Origin of the sequence: Nocardia sp. NPDC051911 (assembly GCF_040681035.1) — a bacterium.
Lineage (GTDB): Bacteria > Actinomycetota > Actinomycetes > Mycobacteriales > Mycobacteriaceae > Nocardia > Nocardia sichangensis.
In genome coordinates this window covers 48,827-66,147 of the sequence record NZ_JBFAXY010000018.1, presented here as the reverse complement: position 1 = coordinate 66,147, position 17,321 = coordinate 48,827, and the positions used below count along the sequence as shown (strand labels likewise).

The 17,321-nt window shown below is 68.8% G+C and carries 19 protein-coding genes; 11 read left to right on the top strand and 8 right to left on the bottom strand.

Features of this window, described 5'->3' with window-relative positions; all coding sequences use genetic code 11:
• The first annotated feature begins 71 nt into the window (after positions 1 to 71).
• Positions 72 to 1,430, top strand: a complete 1,359-nt coding sequence (locus AB0L97_RS22325; protein ID WP_356967327.1) for a cation:dicarboxylase symporter family transporter — start codon at positions 72 to 74, stop codon at positions 1,428 to 1,430.
• Between the two features lie 54 nt (positions 1,431 to 1,484).
• Here AB0L97_RS22325 and AB0L97_RS22320 read toward each other — a convergent pair whose 3' ends face one another.
• Positions 1,485 to 1,700, bottom strand: coding sequence for a DUF4287 domain-containing protein (locus AB0L97_RS22320; RefSeq protein WP_364432517.1), 216 nt, complete (start codon positions 1,698 to 1,700; stop codon positions 1,485 to 1,487).
• Between AB0L97_RS22320 and AB0L97_RS22315 the strand changes: the two genes are divergently transcribed.
• Positions 1,683 to 2,147, top strand: a complete 465-nt coding sequence (locus AB0L97_RS22315; protein ID WP_364432514.1) for a TetR-like C-terminal domain-containing protein — start codon at positions 1,683 to 1,685, stop codon at positions 2,145 to 2,147. The two genes, AB0L97_RS22320 and AB0L97_RS22315, sit on opposite strands and share 18 nt — an antisense overlap.
• A gap of 9 nt (positions 2,148 to 2,156) precedes the next feature.
• A complete protein-coding gene (locus AB0L97_RS22310; protein WP_364432511.1) occupies positions 2,157 to 3,626 on the top strand; it encodes an NAD(P)/FAD-dependent oxidoreductase in 1,470 nt (489 codons plus the stop codon).
• A gap of 23 nt (positions 3,627 to 3,649) precedes the next feature.
• Here the strand turns inward: AB0L97_RS22310 and AB0L97_RS22305 are convergent, their stop codons facing one another.
• The 7 genes from AB0L97_RS22305 to AB0L97_RS22275 form a co-directional block, all read right to left on the bottom strand.
• Positions 3,650 to 4,576 carry a cation diffusion facilitator family transporter gene (locus tag AB0L97_RS22305; RefSeq protein ID WP_364432508.1) on the bottom strand — a complete coding sequence of 309 codons (927 nt, stop codon included), beginning with the start codon at positions 4,574 to 4,576 and terminating at the stop codon, positions 3,650 to 3,652.
• 74 nt (positions 4,577 to 4,650) lie between these two features.
• The gene (gene manA, locus AB0L97_RS22300) at positions 4,651 to 5,871 is read right to left on the bottom strand and encodes a mannose-6-phosphate isomerase, class I (protein ID WP_355077159.1); all 1,221 of its coding nucleotides are present in this window, start codon (positions 5,869 to 5,871) and stop codon (positions 4,651 to 4,653) included.
• The gene (locus AB0L97_RS22295) at positions 5,871 to 7,073 is read right to left on the bottom strand and encodes a tobH protein (protein WP_364432504.1); all 1,203 of its coding nucleotides are present in this window, start codon (positions 7,071 to 7,073) and stop codon (positions 5,871 to 5,873) included. The genes manA and AB0L97_RS22295 overlap by 1 nt, the downstream gene beginning before the upstream one ends.
• A 118-nt stretch (positions 7,074 to 7,191) precedes the next feature.
• Positions 7,192 to 8,568, bottom strand: a complete 1,377-nt coding sequence (locus tag AB0L97_RS22290) for a phosphomannomutase/phosphoglucomutase (protein ID WP_364432501.1) — start codon at positions 8,566 to 8,568, stop codon at positions 7,192 to 7,194.
• Positions 8,569 to 8,620: 52 nt separating this feature from the next.
• Positions 8,621 to 9,010: a DUF3499 domain-containing protein gene (locus tag AB0L97_RS22285; RefSeq protein ID WP_195046620.1), complete on the bottom strand. Its 390-nt coding sequence runs from the start codon at positions 9,008 to 9,010 to the stop codon at positions 8,621 to 8,623.
• Between the two features lie 288 nt (positions 9,011 to 9,298).
• A complete protein-coding gene (locus AB0L97_RS22280) occupies positions 9,299 to 9,778 on the bottom strand; it encodes a metallopeptidase family protein (RefSeq protein WP_168434228.1) in 480 nt (159 codons plus the stop codon).
• A gap of 124 nt (positions 9,779 to 9,902) precedes the next feature.
• Positions 9,903 to 10,136: a WhiB family transcriptional regulator gene (locus AB0L97_RS22275; protein WP_029901515.1), complete on the bottom strand. Its 234-nt coding sequence runs from the start codon at positions 10,134 to 10,136 to the stop codon at positions 9,903 to 9,905.
• 537 nt (positions 10,137 to 10,673) lie between these two features.
• Between AB0L97_RS22275 and cofD the strand changes: the two genes are divergently transcribed.
• The 8 genes from cofD to AB0L97_RS22235 all read left to right on the top strand — a co-directional run bounded on the left by cofD (position 10,674) and on the right by AB0L97_RS22235 (position 17,306).
• Positions 10,674 to 11,627 (top strand): 2-phospho-L-lactate transferase, encoded by a 954-nt coding sequence (gene cofD, locus AB0L97_RS22270; protein ID WP_355077377.1) that lies wholly within the window; start codon positions 10,674 to 10,676, stop codon positions 11,625 to 11,627.
• On the top strand, positions 11,624 to 12,970 hold the full coding sequence (locus tag AB0L97_RS22265) for a coenzyme F420-0:L-glutamate ligase (RefSeq protein ID WP_364432496.1): 1,347 nt from the start codon (positions 11,624 to 11,626) through the stop codon (positions 12,968 to 12,970). The genes cofD and AB0L97_RS22265 overlap by 4 nt, the downstream gene beginning before the upstream one ends.
• A gap of 34 nt (positions 12,971 to 13,004) precedes the next feature.
• A complete protein-coding gene (locus AB0L97_RS22260; protein ID WP_364432492.1) occupies positions 13,005 to 13,523 on the top strand; it encodes an NUDIX domain-containing protein in 519 nt (172 codons plus the stop codon).
• A gap of 186 nt (positions 13,524 to 13,709) precedes the next feature.
• Positions 13,710 to 14,969, top strand: coding sequence for an alkane 1-monooxygenase (locus tag AB0L97_RS22255; RefSeq protein ID WP_364432489.1), 1,260 nt, complete (start codon positions 13,710 to 13,712; stop codon positions 14,967 to 14,969).
• Positions 14,966 to 15,139: a rubredoxin gene (locus tag AB0L97_RS22250; protein WP_355077148.1), complete on the top strand. Its 174-nt coding sequence runs from the start codon at positions 14,966 to 14,968 to the stop codon at positions 15,137 to 15,139. The genes AB0L97_RS22255 and AB0L97_RS22250 overlap by 4 nt, the downstream gene beginning before the upstream one ends.
• Positions 15,136 to 15,318, top strand: coding sequence for a rubredoxin (locus AB0L97_RS22245; RefSeq protein WP_355077147.1), 183 nt, complete (start codon positions 15,136 to 15,138; stop codon positions 15,316 to 15,318). Before AB0L97_RS22250 ends, AB0L97_RS22245 begins: the two co-directional genes overlap by 4 nt.
• A gap of 40 nt (positions 15,319 to 15,358) precedes the next feature.
• Complete coding sequence (locus AB0L97_RS22240) at positions 15,359 to 15,979, top strand: TetR family transcriptional regulator (protein WP_355077145.1); 621 nt, start codon at positions 15,359 to 15,361, stop codon at positions 15,977 to 15,979.
• Positions 15,980 to 16,169: 190 nt separating this feature from the next.
• On the top strand, positions 16,170 to 17,306 hold the full coding sequence (locus AB0L97_RS22235) for an alkane 1-monooxygenase (protein WP_364432484.1): 1,137 nt from the start codon (positions 16,170 to 16,172) through the stop codon (positions 17,304 to 17,306).
• Positions 17,307 to 17,321: the final 15 nt, after the last annotated feature.

The following is a 17,321-nucleotide window of genomic DNA, read 5'->3' as shown; positions in this document are numbered from 1 at the left end:
GGCCGACCATCATTCTGCCTGGAAGGCGTGAGCCACTTCGCGTCGGTACCTTTCGAAGGGAAATCCTCGCTATGAGCGACACGACTCGAACGCGGCGCGACCGCACCCATTGGCTCTATCTGTCCGTCATCGTGGCGGTGGTCGCGGGCGTCCTCGTCGGCTGGCTGGCGCCGGGCGCCGCGCAGTCGTTCGCCCCGCTGGGAACCATTTTCGTCAATCTCATCAAGATGATGATCGCTCCCGTCATCTTCTGCACCATCGTCCTCGGGATCGGCTCGGTGCGCGCGGCGGCCACCGTCGGCAAGGTGGGCGGACTGGCCATCGGCTACTTCCTGGTCATGTCGACCATCGCGCTCGGCATCGGTCTGGTCGTCGGCAACCTGCTGCAACCCGGCGCGGGACTGAACATCGCCACTTCGGCCAAAGCCGGTCACAACCTCGCCGATACCGCGCACAGCGCGGGTGGTACCTGGGAATTCGTCCAGAACATCGTGCCGTCCACGCTGCTGTCCTCGCTCACCACCGGCAACGTGCTGCAGGCGCTGTTCGTCGCGCTGCTGGTCGGATTCGCGGTGCAGGCCATGGGCACGACGGGCGAGCCGATCCTGCGCGGCGTGGCGCTGCTGCAGAAACTCGTGTTCCGCATCCTGGTGATGATCCTGTGGCTGGCGCCGATCGGCGCGTTCGGCGCGATCGCCAACGTGGTCGGCAAGACCGGCTTGGACGCCGTGGCGAAGCTGGGCACGCTGATGCTCGCGTTCTACCTCACCTGCGTGGTCTTCGTCTTCGGCGTGCTCGGTCTGCTGCTGTGGAGCGTGTCGCGGGTGTCGATCTTCAAGCTGGTCCGCTACCTCGCGCGGGAGTACCTGCTGATCGTCGCGACCTCGTCGTCGGAATCGGCGCTGCCACGGCTGATCGCGAAGATGGACCACATGGGCGTCGAGCGCACCACCGTGGGCGTCGTTGTGCCCACCGGCTATTCGTTCAACCTGGACGGCACCGCCATCTACCTGACCATGGCATCGCTGTTCATCGCCGAGGCGATGGGCAAGCCGCTGTCCATCGGCGAGCAACTCGGGCTGCTGGTCTTCATGATCATCGCGTCCAAGGGCGCGGCGGGTGTCACCGGCGCGGGACTGGCCACGCTGGCGGGCGGATTGCAGAGTCATCGGCCCGAGTTGCTCGACGGTGTCGGCTTGATCGTCGGCATCGACCGCTTCATGTCCGAGGCGCGGGCGCTGACCAACTTCTCCGGCAACGCGGTCGCCACGGTGCTGATCGGCACCTGGACCAAGACCGTCGACGTGGATCGGGTGCGCGAAGTGCTCGATCGCAAGTTGCCGTTCGACGAGCGGACCATGGTCGACGACGACCACGGGACGCCCGCGCAGGCGCAGGAATCCGAGACCAAGGATCTGGTCCAGGCATAGCGCGCGCACGACGAAGGGTCCGCAGGATCTGCGGGCCCTTCGTGGCGTCCGGGATCAGGACTCCCACTTCTCCGGGTGCAGATGGTGCTGGGTGAGGGCGTTGGCGTGGCCGTGCCCGAAACCGTGCTCGGTCTTCAGCCACTCGACGAGTTCCTTGTGTGCGGCCAAGCCGGTCTCGCGCATGGCGGCCTTCCACTCTTCGATGGTGCGGCCGTACTTGGCCTCGATGGAGGGGAAGTAGGAAGCGGGGCCGTGCGGCTTGGTCGCCATGGTCGATCTCCTTGCTCGTCGTGCGTTCGATGGTGCAGACGGGGCGGCCGCCGGAAAATCATCGCACCGGCCCGTCATGCCGCCGCGGACTCGCCGCTGCGGGTCGCGCGGGCCTACTCGGACTTCGCGGTGGCGAATCCGTCGCTCTACGACGCGTTGTTCCTGATGAACACAGCCCTCACCTTCGGCCTGGAGGCGCCGCTGCCGCTGCGGGCGGCCTTCGGCGAGCTGGAAGCCATGTTCCGGCCCTTCGTCGATGCGCCCGGCCTCGGCGCCCGCACGGAGGTCGCCTGGAGCTCACTGCACGGCCTGGCCACGCTGGGCCGGGGTGGACGGCCGCGGCCGGAACTGCGCGATCGACGCCTGGCCTTGCTGGTGGCGGAACGGCTCGCCGCCGTGGGCGCGGCGCGGGCCTGGCGTCCGTGTCGGCATGCCCGTCGCCGGTAGCGTGGGGGTATGGCTGATGTGGTGGTGGTCGGCTCCGGACCGAACGGCCTCGCCGCCGCGGTGATCCTGGCTCGGGCGGGGCTCGCCGTGGAGGTGTACGAGGCCGAGGCGACGGCCGGAGGTGGGTCCCGTACTGCGGAACTCACTTTGCCCGGCTACCGGCACGATCTGTGCGCGGGCGCGCATCCGATGGCGGCGGCCGCGCCGCTGTTCCGCGCGTTCGACCTGACCGCGCACGGTGTCGAGTTGCTCGCACCGGAGGTCTCCTACGCGCATCCGCTCGACGGCGGTGTGGCCGGACTGGCCTGGCGAGATCTGGATCGGACCGTCGACGACCTCGGTGCCGACGGCCCGGCGTGGCGCAAACTGTTCGCTCCGCTGGTGCGGCACTGGCCGGACGTGGTCGACATCGCGATGTCGGATCTGCGCCGCATCCCATCCGGCCTCGCGACCTCGATCCGTTTCGGCCTGCGCACCCTGGAGCAGGGCTCGCCGCTGTGGGACATCAGGTTTCGCGACCAGGTCGCGCCCGCCCTGTTGACCGGCATCGCCACCCACGCGATCATTCCCCCGCGCGCCGTCACCGCCGCGGGCGCGGCGCTGTTGCTCGGCACGCTGGCCCACGTCGAAGGCTGGGTGATTCCGCGCGGCGGCAGTCAGGCGATTCCCGACGCCCTCATCGCCGAACTCGAACGTCTCGGCGGACGGGTGCACACCGGCCACCGGGTCGACTCGATCGACGAGTTCGCCGGCGCCCGCGCCGTTCTGCTCGACCTCGCCCCGGCCGAACTGCTGCGTATCGCCGGGCATCGGTTGCCCGCGCGGTACGCGAAGCGCCTGCGTCGTTTCCGGTACGGCGGCGCGGCGTGCAAAATCGACTTCGCCCTTTCCGGGCCGGTGCCGTGGCGAGCCGAGGGCTGCGCGCTGGCCGGGACGGTGCACGTGATCGGCACCCGCGCCGAGGCCATGGCCGCCGAGCACGCCGTGGCCATGGGACGACACGCCGACCGGCCCTACGTGCTGTCCATCCAGCCGGGCGTGGTCGATCCCACTCGCGCGCCCGAGGGCGGCCACACGTTCTACACCTACGCACACGTGCCCAACGGCTCCACCCGCGATGTCAGCGAGGAAGTGATCGGCCAGGTCGAGCGGTTCGCGCCGGGTTTCCGCGATCTGATCGTCGCGAAGAACGTGATCACCGCCACCGAAATGCCCTCGCACAACGCCAACTACATCGGCGGCGACATCTCGGCGGGCGCGATGACCCTGCGCCAGTTCGCCTTCCGCCCGGCTCCGCGCTGGAACCCATACGCCACACCGATTCCCGGTGTCTATCTCTGCTCGTCCGCGACGCCCCCGGGCCCCGGGGTACACGGTATGTGCGGGCTGCACGCCGCGCGCCACGCCCTGCGCGACCGCTTCGACATCCGCACCGATCCGCTCGACCTCTTACGCACCCCGGCTTTCCAGCATCGCTGAGGACTGCCCCGGTCGCCGAGTCGCTAACTCGTGGCGGGCTCGGTGCGGTAGAGATCGGGTTCGAGGTAGATGACGCGCGCCGCGGGTACCGCCGCGCGGACGCGGGACTCGGCCTCATCGATGGCACCGGCGATCGCCGCGATGTCGAGTCCGGGAACGACGCCGACCTTCGCGGCCACGAGCAGTTCCTCCGGGCCGAGGTACTGCGTCTTGAGGTGGATCACCCGGTCGATGCGGGTCCGGTCGACCAGGTTCGCGCGGATCAGCCGGTTCTCCTGCGGCGTGGCGCCCTCGCCGATCAGCAGGCTCTGCATCTCCACGATCAACACGACCGCGATGACGCCGAGCAGCCCGCCGATGGCCAGCGTGCCGACGCCGTCCCAGACCGGGTCGTCGGTGAGCATGGTCAGGCCGACGCCCGCGAACGCGAAAACCAGGCCGATCAGCGCGCCGGTGTCCTCCAGCAGCACCACCGGTAGCTCGGGGCTGCGCGAATTGCGGATGAACCGCCACCAGCTCGCGTCGCCCTTGAGCGGCGCGGACTCGCGCACCGCGGTGGTGAAGCTGTATGACTCCAACGCGATCGCGATCACCAGGATGATCACCGCCACGATCGGCGAACTCAGCTCCTCCGGATGCTGGATCTTGTGGATGCCCTCGTAGATGGCGTAGCCGGACCCGAGGGTGAACAGCACCAGCGCCACGATGAACGAATAGAAGTAGCGGTTGCGCGCGTAGCCGAAGGGGTGCAGCTCGTCGGCTTCCTTCGCGGCGCGCTGCTGGCCGAGCAGCAGCAGTGCCTGGTTGCCCGTGTCGGCCACGGAGTGCACGGCCTCGGCGAGCATCGATCCCGAGCCCGTGATCGCCGCACCGACGAACTTCGCCGCGGCGATCCCCGCGTTCGCGGACAACGCCGCGATGATCGCCTTCTTGCCACCGCCAGCCGACATGGAAGCATGTCCTCTCTGTTTTCGAGATACCCGCGAACAGACTAGGACACCTGGCATCCGGCGTTCCGGATCGGTCAGCCGGTCGCGCCGACGGACGCGCAGAACAGCTGGACGTCGCCGTCCACCGCTTGGGCGCGAATATCGGTGTCCACGGCGGAGATCCACGCCGCGCCGCCCCGGGTGAGCTCCAGCGACGAGTCGTTGCGGAACAGCCGCACCGTCCCCGCGGTGCACAGCACGATGCCCGGTCCCGCCGCGGTCAGCGGCACCCGGGCGGAGCCCGCGACCAGGTCGAAGCGGCGCAGCGCGAACTCCGGTGCGGGCGTGCGATAACGCACCGACCCGTCACCGGCGGGCTCGGGTAACACGGCAGGCAAGTCGATCGGCTCGAAATCCAGCACCCGCAACAGTTCCGGCACGTCGACGTGCTTGGGGGTGAGCCCGCCGCGCAGCACGTTGTCGGAGTTGGCCATGATCTCCACGCCCACCCCTCGCAGGTAGGCGTGCAGATTGCCGGCCGCGAGGAACAATCCTTGGCCCGGCTCCAGAGTCACCCGGTTCAGCAGCAGCACCGCCAGCACGCCCGCGTCGCCCGGATAGGCCTCGGCCAATTCGAGGGTCGTGCGCGCCTCGGCCGTGAACTCACGGGCGCCTTTGCCCGACAGATACCGCACGCAGCCGTCGAGCACCTCGGGCAGCAGCGTGGTCAGCACGTGGTGCGGCAGCGTGATCCAGGTGGTGAACAGTGTGCGCAGGCCCGCCTTGTCCGGTTGCGCGGCAAGCAGTTCGCAGTAGGGGCGCAATCCGTCCACCGCCAGTGCGCGCAGCAGTGCGACGGTGCGGTGCGGATCGCGGAAACCGGCCAGCGCCTCGAACCGGTCCAGCGCGACGACCAGCTCGGGCTTGTGGTTCTCGTCGCGGTAGTTGCGCAGTGGGGAGTCCAGCGGCACCTTCGCCTGGTTCTCCCGCGCGAAGCCGGCCCGCGCCTGCTCCGTGCTCGGGTGCGCCTGCAGCGACAGCGGCTCCTCTGCGGCCAGGATCTTGAGCAGGAACGGCAGCTTCTCGCCGAATCGTTCTGCGGCCGAGCCCAGTTCCCGGCTCGGGTCGGCGGCGATCAGTTCCAGCAGCGACGTGGTGCGGTCACCGGTTTTCACGTGCGCCGGATCGGCCGGGTGGGCGCCGAACCACAGTTCGGCCTCCGGATGCGCCGACGGCACCGGCCTGCCGCACAGCTGAGCGAGCGCGGTGCGCGAGCCCCAGGCATACGAGCGCAGCGCACCAACGAGTTCGTGCACTAGTAGCTTCCCCCGTACTGCCCCTGGCTGTCGGCCGGAGCCGTCCGCGAGCCGAGCAGCCGCAGGTAGGCGGCGGCCATCTCCAGTCGCAGCGCGAGCACCGCGAGCTGTTCGAGTTCGGTGCCGTTCGCCTGCGCGGACTCCTCGGCATGGGTATGCGCGGGCGCGGCGGGGTCGGTCATCTCGGTGTGCAGCAGGTCGACGTCGGCGTTCACCAGATCGGCGTCCACCAGGTTCCCGCCCTCGCCACCGAACACCGCGATGCGACGGCGTGCCGCCGCCCGATCGCGATCGGCGCTGAGCACGAACACCCGGACGCGCTCAACCGGCGCGGGCCCGTCCAACTCCTCGTCGTGGAACATCGGGTCGAAGTCGGGCGCGGATTCGCCTGCCGCTTCGGCCATCCGGGTCCGCGCGGCCACGGCCTCGGCCAGATCCACCGCGGTGGCGACCTTGCCCGCGGACTGCAACAGCACCTCGGCGCCGTGCTCGGCCAGTTCGGCGGCGGCGGGCGAGTCGCCCGCGAGCACGATGCCCCGCTGCTGCATCCGGGCGGCCAGCGTCTTGGCGGGGTTGTGGAAGACCTCGTTGTGCGGGCCGTCGCGTAGCGCCTCCGCGTCCAGCACGTCGGCCAGGTCGGCGAGTTCCGGGACCGCGGCGCCGGTGCGCTGGGGGTCGACCGCGCGCAGGACCGCGATTCCGGCGGCCAGGAAGCGCAACAGGCGGTTGTACCCGAGAACTTGGACCCTCGGTTCCAGGACGGCGGCGCGTCCGGCCGCGGCGGCGCGCAGCGGCCCCTCGTGCGGCGCGGCGACGACCACCTCGGCGCCGCGACGCAGCGCCCGGTCGACGGCGTCGATCAGGCGCGGATCACCCGCGTCGTCACCGGAGACCAGGACGACGTCCAGCGGCCCCACCCACGGCGGCAGGGCGGCGGCGGGCACGACGGGTAGGCCCGCGCGATCGCCGAGCGCGGCCACGAGCAGTCCGGCGGCACGTGCGGCGCGTCCGGAACCGGAGACCAGCACCACGCTGCGCGGTCGCAGATCGGCCAGCCGGGCCAGCGCGTCCTCACCGACGGCCGCCGCGGTGGCACGCACCTGGGCGCCGCCAGAGGCGGCCGAGCGAAGGGCGCCGCCTGCGTCGGCGGCTTCGAGTGAAGCGGCATCGTCGAGGTCGAGCACCGGTGTTCCAGCGATCATCGGGCGTTCCACCTCCCCTCATCGCGCTGTGTCTTTTCCGCCCCCGCGCCCACCCGGTCCAGCTGCCACACCGAGACCGAGTCGGGCGAATCCAAGGCCTGTGATTCCACTATTCCAGTCAGGACCGCACGATGCTCAGGATCTCGGTCACGAGTGCGTCTACTTCCTCCGCCGATCGGGCCTCGACGTTCAGCCGGAGCAACGGCTCGGTGTTCGACGCGCGCAGGTTGAACCAGGCGTTGTCGGCCAATTGCACGGTCACCCCGTCCAGCCGGTCCACCGAGTGCGCCCGGTCGGCGAAGGCGTCCACCACGGCCAGCGTCCTCTCCTCGGCGTCGGCGACGGTGGAGTTGATCTCGCCGGAGGCCGCGTAGGTGGCGTAGGACGCCATCAGTTCCGACACCGGCCGGTCCTTCTCGCCCAGCGCGGCCAGCACGTGCAACGCCGCGAGCATCCCGGAGTCGGCGCCCCAGAAGTCGCGGAAGTAGTAGTGCGCGGAGTGTTCGCCGCCGAACACCGCTCCGGTGGCGGCCATCTCCTGCTTGATGAAGGAATGGCCGACCCGGGTGCGTACCGGCGTTCCGCCCAGTTCGTGCACCAGCTCCGGTACCGCGCGGGAGGTGATCAGGTTGTGGATGATCACCGCGCCGGGCTCCTTGGCCAGTTCGCGCTCGGCGACCAGAGCGGTGATCGCCGACGGCGCCACCGGGTCGCCGTTCTCGTCCACCACGAAGCAACGGTCGGCGTCGCCGTCGAAGGCGAGGCCGATGTCCGCGCCGGACTCGCGGACCAGCTTCTGCAGGTCCACCAGGTTCGCCGGGTCCAGCGGGTTGGCCTCGTGGTTCGGGAAGGTGCCGTCCAGCTCGAAGTACAGCGGCACGATCGTCACCTGGGGCAGCGTGCCCAGCACCGCGGGCACCGTGTACCCGCCCATGCCGTTGCCCGCGTCCACCGCGATGGTGAGCGGGCGGATATCGCCCAGATCCACCAGGCCGCGCAGGAAGTCGGCGTACTCGGTGAGCAGGTTCGATTCGGTCGCGCTGCCGCGCTCGCCCGGGTACGCGGGCACGCCGTCGACGAGTTCGTTCTTGATGGCGGCCAGGCCGGTGTCCTGCCCGACCGGAAGGGCCTTGGCGCGGCACAGCTTGATGCCGTTGTAGCGGGCCGGGTTGTGACTGGCGGTGAACATGGCGCCCGGGCAGTCCAGGTGGCCGGAGGCGAAGTACAGCTGGTCGGTCGAGGCGAGACCGATGTGCACCACGTCGAGGCCCTGGCCGAGCACGCCGTCGGCGAAGGCGGCCGACAGCTCGGGGGAGGAATCCCGCATGTCGTGACCGATGACGATCCGGTTCGCGCCCTCGGCGCGCATCAGCCGTGCGAAGGAGGCGCCGACGTCCCTGACGAATTCCGCGTCGATCTGATCACCGACCACACCGCGAACGTCGTAGGCCTTGATCACCGCGTTCACGAATTCGGCAGAGCGGGCGACTGTCATGCCCAATACCCTAGTGGTTGCGCCGGACCGGTCCGACACCGTCCTCGTCCGATCAGGACGGCGGGTCGGGCAGCACGCGCAGATGGCCGCGGCGACCCGTTCGTGTGGTGCGCGGCGGCGGGGGAGCGTAGTCGCGATAGCCACGCTGTTCGCGCTCCGGTGGGCGGCGGCGCAACCCCGCCTCCCGCACCGCCTCCGCCAGCGCGGTCAGGTCGTCGTCGTCCGGTGTGCTGGAGGAGAATCCGCCTTCGTGGCGAACCAGTTCCCAACCCTTCGGAGCGGTGATGCGTGAGCCGTGCGTTTCGCAGAGATCCCAGGAGTGCGGTTCGGCGACCGTCGCGAGTGGTCCGACCACCGCCGTCGAGTCCGAGTACACATAGGTGAGCGTCGCGACGGCCGGATTCTTGCAGCCTGGTCGGCAGCAACGACGCATGGGAATCACGCCGATGAGAGTAACCCCCCTGGCGCGTCGATGGGGACAGACACGCTTGAAGAATCTCGGTCCGTGCGTCGCGGAACGAGGGCAGCACGACGTCCCACAGGGCCGTGACGGGCCCCGCGGTGATCTGGACGACTTCGCCGTACGCGCGGGCGACGGTGTCGCCGGTGCGCGACATCGGTGGTGCGTCGTGGCGTGGGTTCACGGAGTACCCAGCCGGTGACCGGCCTACACGCCCGCGCCTGCCCCGCAACGGCATTCGGGAGCCGCCGCCACCCGGATGGGTGCGATTCACTCCGCTTCCGGGTCGATCACGTCCGGATCGACGCCGAGGTAGGTCGCGACCTGCTGGACCAGGACTTCACGCAACAGATCCACCAGGTCGTCGGGGTCGCTGGCGCGCAGCTCGAGCGGCTTGCGGAACAGCACCACCCGCGCCCTGGTCGCAGCCCCGTGCCGGTCGACGCCCGCCGGGATGAGCCGGGAGAGGGGAACCGGGCCGTCGGCCACGACCTCGTCCGGCCAGGTGACCGAATCGGGATGCAGCGGACGGATTTTCGGAACGTCGTCGACCGCGATGTCGAGCTTGGTGAGCCGGTCGTGCCAGCGGGAGTCCAAGGGGGCGAACGCCTCCAGCACCAGCCGGTCGAACTTCTGGCCTCGGGTCCGCCAAGCGGGCACGGTGGGTGGCAGCATCGGCCCGCGCACTCCGCGGCCGCGGCGGATCACCGACCGCGCGGTCGGCGGTCGACGCTTACGGGAACGTGCCATGAGAGAAAATCTAGGCCAGTCGGCTCCGGTCGTCCGCATCGAGGCGGTCGGGAACTGTCCGGTCGTGTCGCGCGTGCCCGGAGCGCCACGGTGGACGGGCGGCTCCGGGCATCGCGGATGTCTGTCAGCCGATGCCGCGCTTGAGGCGGCGGCGCTCCCGCTCGGAGAGGCCGCCCCAGATGCCGAAGCGCTCATCGTGCGCGAGCGCGTACTCCAGGCACTCGTCGCGTACCTCGCAACCCATGCAGATCCGCTTGGCCTCGCGGGTCGAGCCGCCCTTCTCGGGGAAGAACGCCTCCGGATCGGTCTGCGCGCACAGGGCGCGCTCCTGCCACTGCTCTTCGATGGATTCGAACATCTCGTCGAAGCCGGTCACGACCAGGCTGAGCCGGGGCGCCGTGACTCCGTCACCCCCCTCTTGGTCCTTCCAGCCGCCGTTATCTGCGCAGACGCCACGTGCTGCGCCTGCTGTGGAATCGGTCGGCGAGACCATCTCGTTGGCCATCGCTCCGCCTCCTCACTGTGTGTTAGCGCAGAATGATTCTTTCCGTCGGACCAACACGCATACCGACGGCCATACCCCGCGACGTTGTCCCGCGGACGTCCCCGAGCTTGTCACACCGATGCGAACACTTGTTCGAAATGCCGTTCGCGCGTTGATCTCTCGCGCGAACCCGGAATGACATGTCTGTGATTAGACACGCCGGACGCTGCGATGGTCAAGCCGCCGTCGCTATTCCGTTACTATCCGCAGCCGCATTCCGAGTCTCTCTTGTGATCTGCGATAGCAAATGTATAGCAAATTTGCCGCGAACGGGAGCCTTCGCGTCAGCGCATAGGCTGTGCGGATGTGACTGGACAACAAGCGGACGCCACGCTCGCGAACGGACCCCGGATCGCCGTGCTGGTCGGCGGTGTCGGTGGCGCGCGTTTCCTGCAGGGCGTCAGGGAGCTGCTGCCCGAGGCGGACGTCTCCGCGATCGTGAACGTCGGCGACGACGTCTGGATGCATGGGCTCAAGATCTGCCCCGACCTCGACACCTGCATGTATACCCTCGGCGGCGGTATCGATACTGAGCGCGGCTGGGGCCGGGTCGGCGAGACCTGGCACGCCAAGGAGGAGCTCGCGAAATATCATGCCCAGCCGGACTGGTTCGGCTTGGGGGACCGCGATATCGCCACGCATCTGATCCGCACCGAAATGTTACGCGCCGGATACCGGCTCTCCACGGTCACCGAGGCGCTGTGCAACCGGTGGCAGCCGGGCGTGAAACTGATCCCGGCAACCGACGATCGCTGTGAAACGCATGTCGTGGTGTCGGATCCGGACAAGCCTGGCGAACGGCGCGCGATCCATTTTCAAGAGTGGTGGGTTCGCTACCGCGCGAACATCGACACCCATGGATTCGCCACAATTGGCGCCGATGAAGCCAAACCTGCCCCAAATGTGATCAATATCATAGAATCCGCCGACGTGGTCCTCCTCGCGCCGTCGAACCCCGTCGTGAGCATCGGCGCCATCCTCGCCGTGCCCGGCATCCGGGGCGCGCTGCGCACCACCCCGGCGAAGGTGATCGGCGTGTCCGGCGTGATCGACGGCAAGCCGCTGCGCGGTATGGCCGACGAGTGCCTGTCGGTCATCGGCGTGGAGACGACGGCCGAGGCGATCGGCAGGCACTACGGCGCACGCTCCGCCACCGGCATCCTGGACGGCTGGCTGATCCACAGCACCGACACCGCCGAGGTGCCAGGGGTCGAGGTGCGTAGCGTGCCGTTGTTGATGACCGACCCGCCGACCACCGCCGAAATGGTGCGTCAGGCGCTGGATCTCGCTGGAGTCGCCCTGTGAGCACACCGACCGACCACGCGGCCGGAGAGCTGCGCATCCTGCCCGTCACCGGGCTGCCCGAATTCCGGCCCGGCGACGACCTCGCCGAGCACATCGCCCGCTGCGCGCCCTGGCTGGCCCACGGTGACGTGCTGGTGGTCACTAGCAAGATCGTCGCCAAGGTCGAGGGACGCATCGTGGAAGCGCCGCTGGACCCCGAGGAGCGCGACGCGGCCCGGCGCAGGCTCGTCGACCAGGAGGCGGTGCGGGTGCTCGCCCGCAAGGGCCGCACCCTGATCACCGAGAACAAGCTGGGCATCGTGCAGGCGGCCTCCGGTGTCGACGGCTCGAACGTGGAGAAGGGCGAGCTCGTGCTGCTGCCCACCGACCCGGACGCCAGCGCCAAGGCGCTGCGCGCCGCCCTCGCCGAACGGCTGGGCGTGACGGTCGCGGTGCTCGTCACCGACACGATGGGCCGAGCCTGGCGCAACGGGCAGACCGACGCGGCCATCGGCGCCGCGGGCTTGCGGGTGCTGCACGACTACGCGGGCGCGGTCGACGGCCAGGGCAACGAGCTTTTCGTCACCCAGGTGGCCGTGGCGGACGAGCTGGCCGCCGCCGCGGACCTGGTCAAGGGCAAACTCGGGGGTGTCCCGGTCGCCGTGGTGCGCGGGCTGCCGATCGTCGACGACGGATCGGGCGCCGCCGATCTCCTGCGCGGCGGCACCGACGACCTGTTCTGGCTGGGCACCGCGGAGGCCATCGAACGCGGTCGCAAGGAGGCGATTCTCCTGCGTCGCTCGATTCGCCAGTTCGCCGACGTGCCGGTCGATCCCGAACGGATCCGCTCGGCCGTGTCGGTCGCGCTGACCGCGCCCGCTCCGCACCACACCCGCCCCGTGCGGTTCGTGTGGCTGCGCACGCCGGAGCTGCGCGCTCGTCTGCTCGAGGCGATGGCGGAGAAATGGCGCACCGATCTGACCGCTGACGGGCTGTCGCCGGAGCGGATCGAGCGCAGGGTCGCGCGTGGGCGCATTCTGTTCGACGCACCCGAGGTGATCATTCCGTTCTGTGTGCCGGACGGCGCGCACGACTATCCGGACGAGCGCAGGCGAGCGAACGAACGCACCATGTTCACCGTCGCGGTGGGCGCGGCGGTGCAGGGCCTGCTGGTCGCCTTGGCCACCGAGGGCATCGGCAGCTGCTGGATCGGGTCGACGATCTTCGCCCCCGAGGTCACCCGGGACGTGCTGGGCGTGGCCGAGGACTGGAGTCCGCTTGGCGCCATCGCCATCGGTCATCCGCGCGAAGAGTCGACCCCGCGGCAGCCCGCGGGCGCGGGGTCCGGACTGGTCGAGCTGTGAAGCGCCTCGATTCCGCAGTGCGAGAGTGTCGCCGGTGAGCGTGGAGTCGCTGCACGCTTCGGCCACCGAGTTGCTCGAGGCTTGGTGTCCCGGAACAGATCCGGAGCGATCGCTGCGGGAAGCGATGCTGGCCTTCCTCGGTTCGGCCCCGCGTGGTTGCCTGCGTGAGCACGCGCCGGGCCACATCACCGCCTCCGCGGTCGTCTTCTCCCACGACGGCCGCGAGGTGCTGCTCACTCTGCACCCGCGGGTCGGACGCTGGATCCAGCTCGGCGGCCACTGCGAAGAGCGGGACGAGACGGTCGCCGGCGCGGCGTTGCGCGAAGCGACCGAGGAATCCGGCATCGCGAACCTACGGCTGGAGCCAGGGCTCTACGGCGCCCAAGCGCATCCGATCACCTGCTCGCTCGGCGTCCCCACCAGACACCTCGACCTGCTGTTCCGCATCACCGCCCCCGCGGGCGCGATCCCGGTTCGCAGCCACGAATCCACCGACCTGCGCTGGTGGCCGGTGAACGCCCTACCCGCCGACGCCGACGTGCTGCTGCGCTGAGTCGGTCCCTTCATTCCACGCCGAGCCCCGGGCGGAGTTGTCTCCGGCCGGGGCTCGGTTCGTTGGACCCGGAGGTAGTTTACAAATTGCGTGATTTGTCTAGACAAGCGACAAATGTCCGTATATCGTCCAGAAGTGAGGTAATGCACGTCACATGTGGCGTGCCCTTCGGGAATGGAGACAACGATGTCGACGCACGCGGACATGTCCGCTCAGCCGGTGGAGGTGCCGGCCTGGCGGGATCGCAAGCGCTACATGTGGCTGTGGGGCTTGTTCGCTCCGGCCGGCCTGTTCATCATCGGTCTGCCGCTGATCTGGGGGCTGAACGAGTTGAGCTGGCATCGCCTCGCGCAGGTGCCGTTCTGGCTCGGGCCCATCCTGATCTACGTATTGATCCCGATCGCGGACATCTTCTTCGGCCCGGACGGCGACAACCCGCCGGACGAGGTGATGGAGTACCTGGAGAACGACAAGTACTACCGCTACCTCACCTACCTGTACCTGCCGTTCCAATACGCCTCGCTGGTGATGGCGGCCTATCTGATCACCGCCGACGACGTGAGCTGGCTCGGCATCGATGGCGGGCTGCACTTGGTGGACAAGATCGGGCTGGCGATCACGGTCGGCATGATCGGCGGCATCGGCATCAACACCGCACACGAACTCGGCCACAAGAAGGTGGACCTGGAGCGCTGGCTGTCGCGGATCGCGCTGGCCCAGTCCTTCTACGGGCACTTCTACATCGAGCACAACCGCGGCCACCACGTGCGCGTCGCGACGCCCGAGGACCCGGCGAGTTCCCGTGTGGGCGAGACGTTCTGGGCCTTCTGGCCGCGCACGGTATGGGGCAGCCTGAAGTCGTCCTGGCAGCTGGAGAAGGCCCGGCTGGACCGGCTCGGCAAGAAGCCGTGGAGTCTGCGCAACGAAGTACTCAGCGCCTGGCTGATGTCGGCGGTGCTGTTCGCGACCTTGGTCGCGGTGTTCGGCATCGAGTTGCTGCCATACCTGATCCTGCAAGCCGTGGTGGGCTTCAGCCTGCTGGAGGCGGTCAACTACCTGGAGCACTACGGCCTGGTGCGGCAGCGCACGGCGAGCGGCAGGTATGAGCGGCCCGCCCCGGTGCACAGCTGGAACAGCGACCACATCGTCACCAATATCTTCCTGTACCACCTGCAGCGGCACAGCGATCATCACGCCTATCCGACCCGCCGCTACCAGACGCTGCGCAGCTGGGACGGCGCGCCCAACCTGCCGAGCGGCTATGCCAGCATGATCATGCTCGCCTACTTCCCGCCGCTGTGGCGTCGCGTCATGGACAAGCGCGTACTCGCGCACTACGACGGCGACATCACCCGGGCCAACATAGATCCCGGCAAGCGGGAGAAAGTGCTGGCGCGCTACGGCTCGGGTCGGGCGGAAAACGCTGCCGGAAAGGACGCGGCGTGAAAGCGTATCGCTGCCCCGTCTGTGACTACGTCTTCGACGAGGCGAAAGGTGAGCCGCACGAAGGTTTTCCGCCGGGCACCCGGTGGGAGACGGTGCCGGACGACTGGTGCTGCCCGGATTGCGGCGTGCGGGAGAAGATCGACTTCGAACCGATAGGGGCCACGAAATGAACGAGTACAAGCTTTATCAGTGCATCCAGTGCGGCTTCGAATACGACGAAGCCGAGGGCTGGCCGGAGGACGGCATCGCGCCGGGAACCCGCTGGGACGACATTCCCGACGACTGGACCTGTCCGGACTGCGGCGCCGCCAAGGCGGATTTCTTCATGGTCGAAATCGAGCGGTCGTGAGATTTTGACTGCGGCAGGCGCCCGTGACAGTGTCGCGGGTATGCCGCGCACCGGAACCAGGATTCCCTACCAGGAGGCCGCGCGGGACCTGCTGCGGACGTCGGTCCTTGACGCGATGCGCGAGCTGCTCACCGAGCGGGATTGGTCCAAGATCACGCTCGGCGACGTCGCGGCCAGGGCGGGCGTGAGCAGGCAGACCCTGTACAACGAGTTCGGTTCACGCGGCGGCCTCACCCAGGCCTACGCCCTGCGCCTGGCCGACTTCCTGGTCGATCACGTCGACGCCGCCATCAACGGCAACGTCGGTGACGTCCGCGCGGCGTTCCGCGACGGCATGGCGAACTTCTTCTTCGACGCGGCCTCCGACCCGCTGGTGCAGTCGCTGGTCGCGGGCGAGGTGAAGCTGGATCTGCTGCGCCTGATCACCCTGGACGCGGGGCCGTTGCTCGAGCACGCGACCGCGCGGCTGTCGCGCGCCTTCCAGTACAGCTGGGTGGCGTCGACGGCGGCCGAATCGGACGTCATCGCGCACGCGCTGGTGCGGATCGCCCTCAGTTACATCCCCACTCCGCCCGGTCCGGGGCGGGACGCGCCCGCGGAATTGAGCGCGCTGCTGAGTCCCTACGTCGAAGCGATCCTGGCCGCGCGGGTGCAGAGCTGAGCCCGCGCGGGCAACCGGCGCGCGACTGGCGCATATGCAGCACATTGAAAACCGACTGCGTAGCTTGTAATAGCGATCATGTCTCAACCCACCACTTGGTTGTAACAGACAACAACTCAAGAAGTATTCTCATGCGACGGTGTTCGGGTCTTCTTCGAGTGGGGCAAAAGTGCAAACGGTTGGCAAACCCGTGGGATCGCCCGATCCCAAACGCCATCTGTGGGTCCTCGGCTTGCTTCCGCCTGCGTCCGCGTTGCTGCCCTCGCAGTTGGTGCTGCACACCGGCGTCCCGATCTTCTGGTGGATCGGTCCGATCATCGTGCTGGTCGTGATCCCGGTGCTGGACTGGTCGATCGGCGTGGACGGCAACAATCCGAGGGACGAGGACTACGAGCGGCTCTCCAACGACCGGTACTACCGGTGGTGCACCTACCTGATGCTCCCCGTGCAGCTGATCGGCTTGGTGATCGCGAGCTACATGTGGGCCGGGGACGAACTGAGCGTGGTCGACAAGCTGGGTCTGGCCGCCACTCTCGGATTCGTCAGCGGTATCGGCATCAACGCCGCCCACGAGCTCGGGCACCGGGTCGAGCGCCTGGAGCGCTGGCTGGCCAAGATCGCGCTCGCCCAGTCCGGATACGGGCACTTCTTCGTCGAGCACAATCGCGGCCATCACGTGCGGGTGGCTACTCCGGAGGATCCGGCCAGCGCGCGCCTCGGCGAGTCGCTGTGGGAGTTCTTGCCGCGCAGCGTGTCCGGAAGTTTCCGCTCGGCGATCGTCTTGGAGCGCGAGCGGCTCGCACGCAAGGGCAAGGGTTGGTGGAGCGTGCAGAACCACATCCTGCAGGCCTGGTCGATGACGCTCGTGCTGTTCGGCGCCTTGGTCGCGGCGTTCGGCTACCAGGTGCTGCCCTGGCTGCTGCTGCAGGCCGTGATCGGCTTCGGCCTGCTGGAGACGGTGAACTACGTCGAGCACTACGGCCTGCTGCGGGCGCGCCGCCCGAACGGCATGTACGCCCGCTGCTCGCCGCGCGACAGCTGGAACAGCGACCATCTGGTCACCAACATCTTCCTGTTCCACCTGCAGCGGCACAGCGATCACCACGCCAACCCGGGCCGCCGCTACCAGACGCTGCGCACCTCCGAGCAGGCCCCGCAACTGCCCGCGGGCTACGCCGCCATGATCGTGCTGGCCGCCGTCCCGCCGCTGTGGCGGCGGATTATGGACGGCCGCGTGCTCGCCCACTACGGCGGCGACATCACACTGGCGAACATTCAGCCGCGTAAGCGGCGTCGCATCCTGGCGGCCCGCGGCGTCACGGCGTGAGCCGAATCCGAGGCC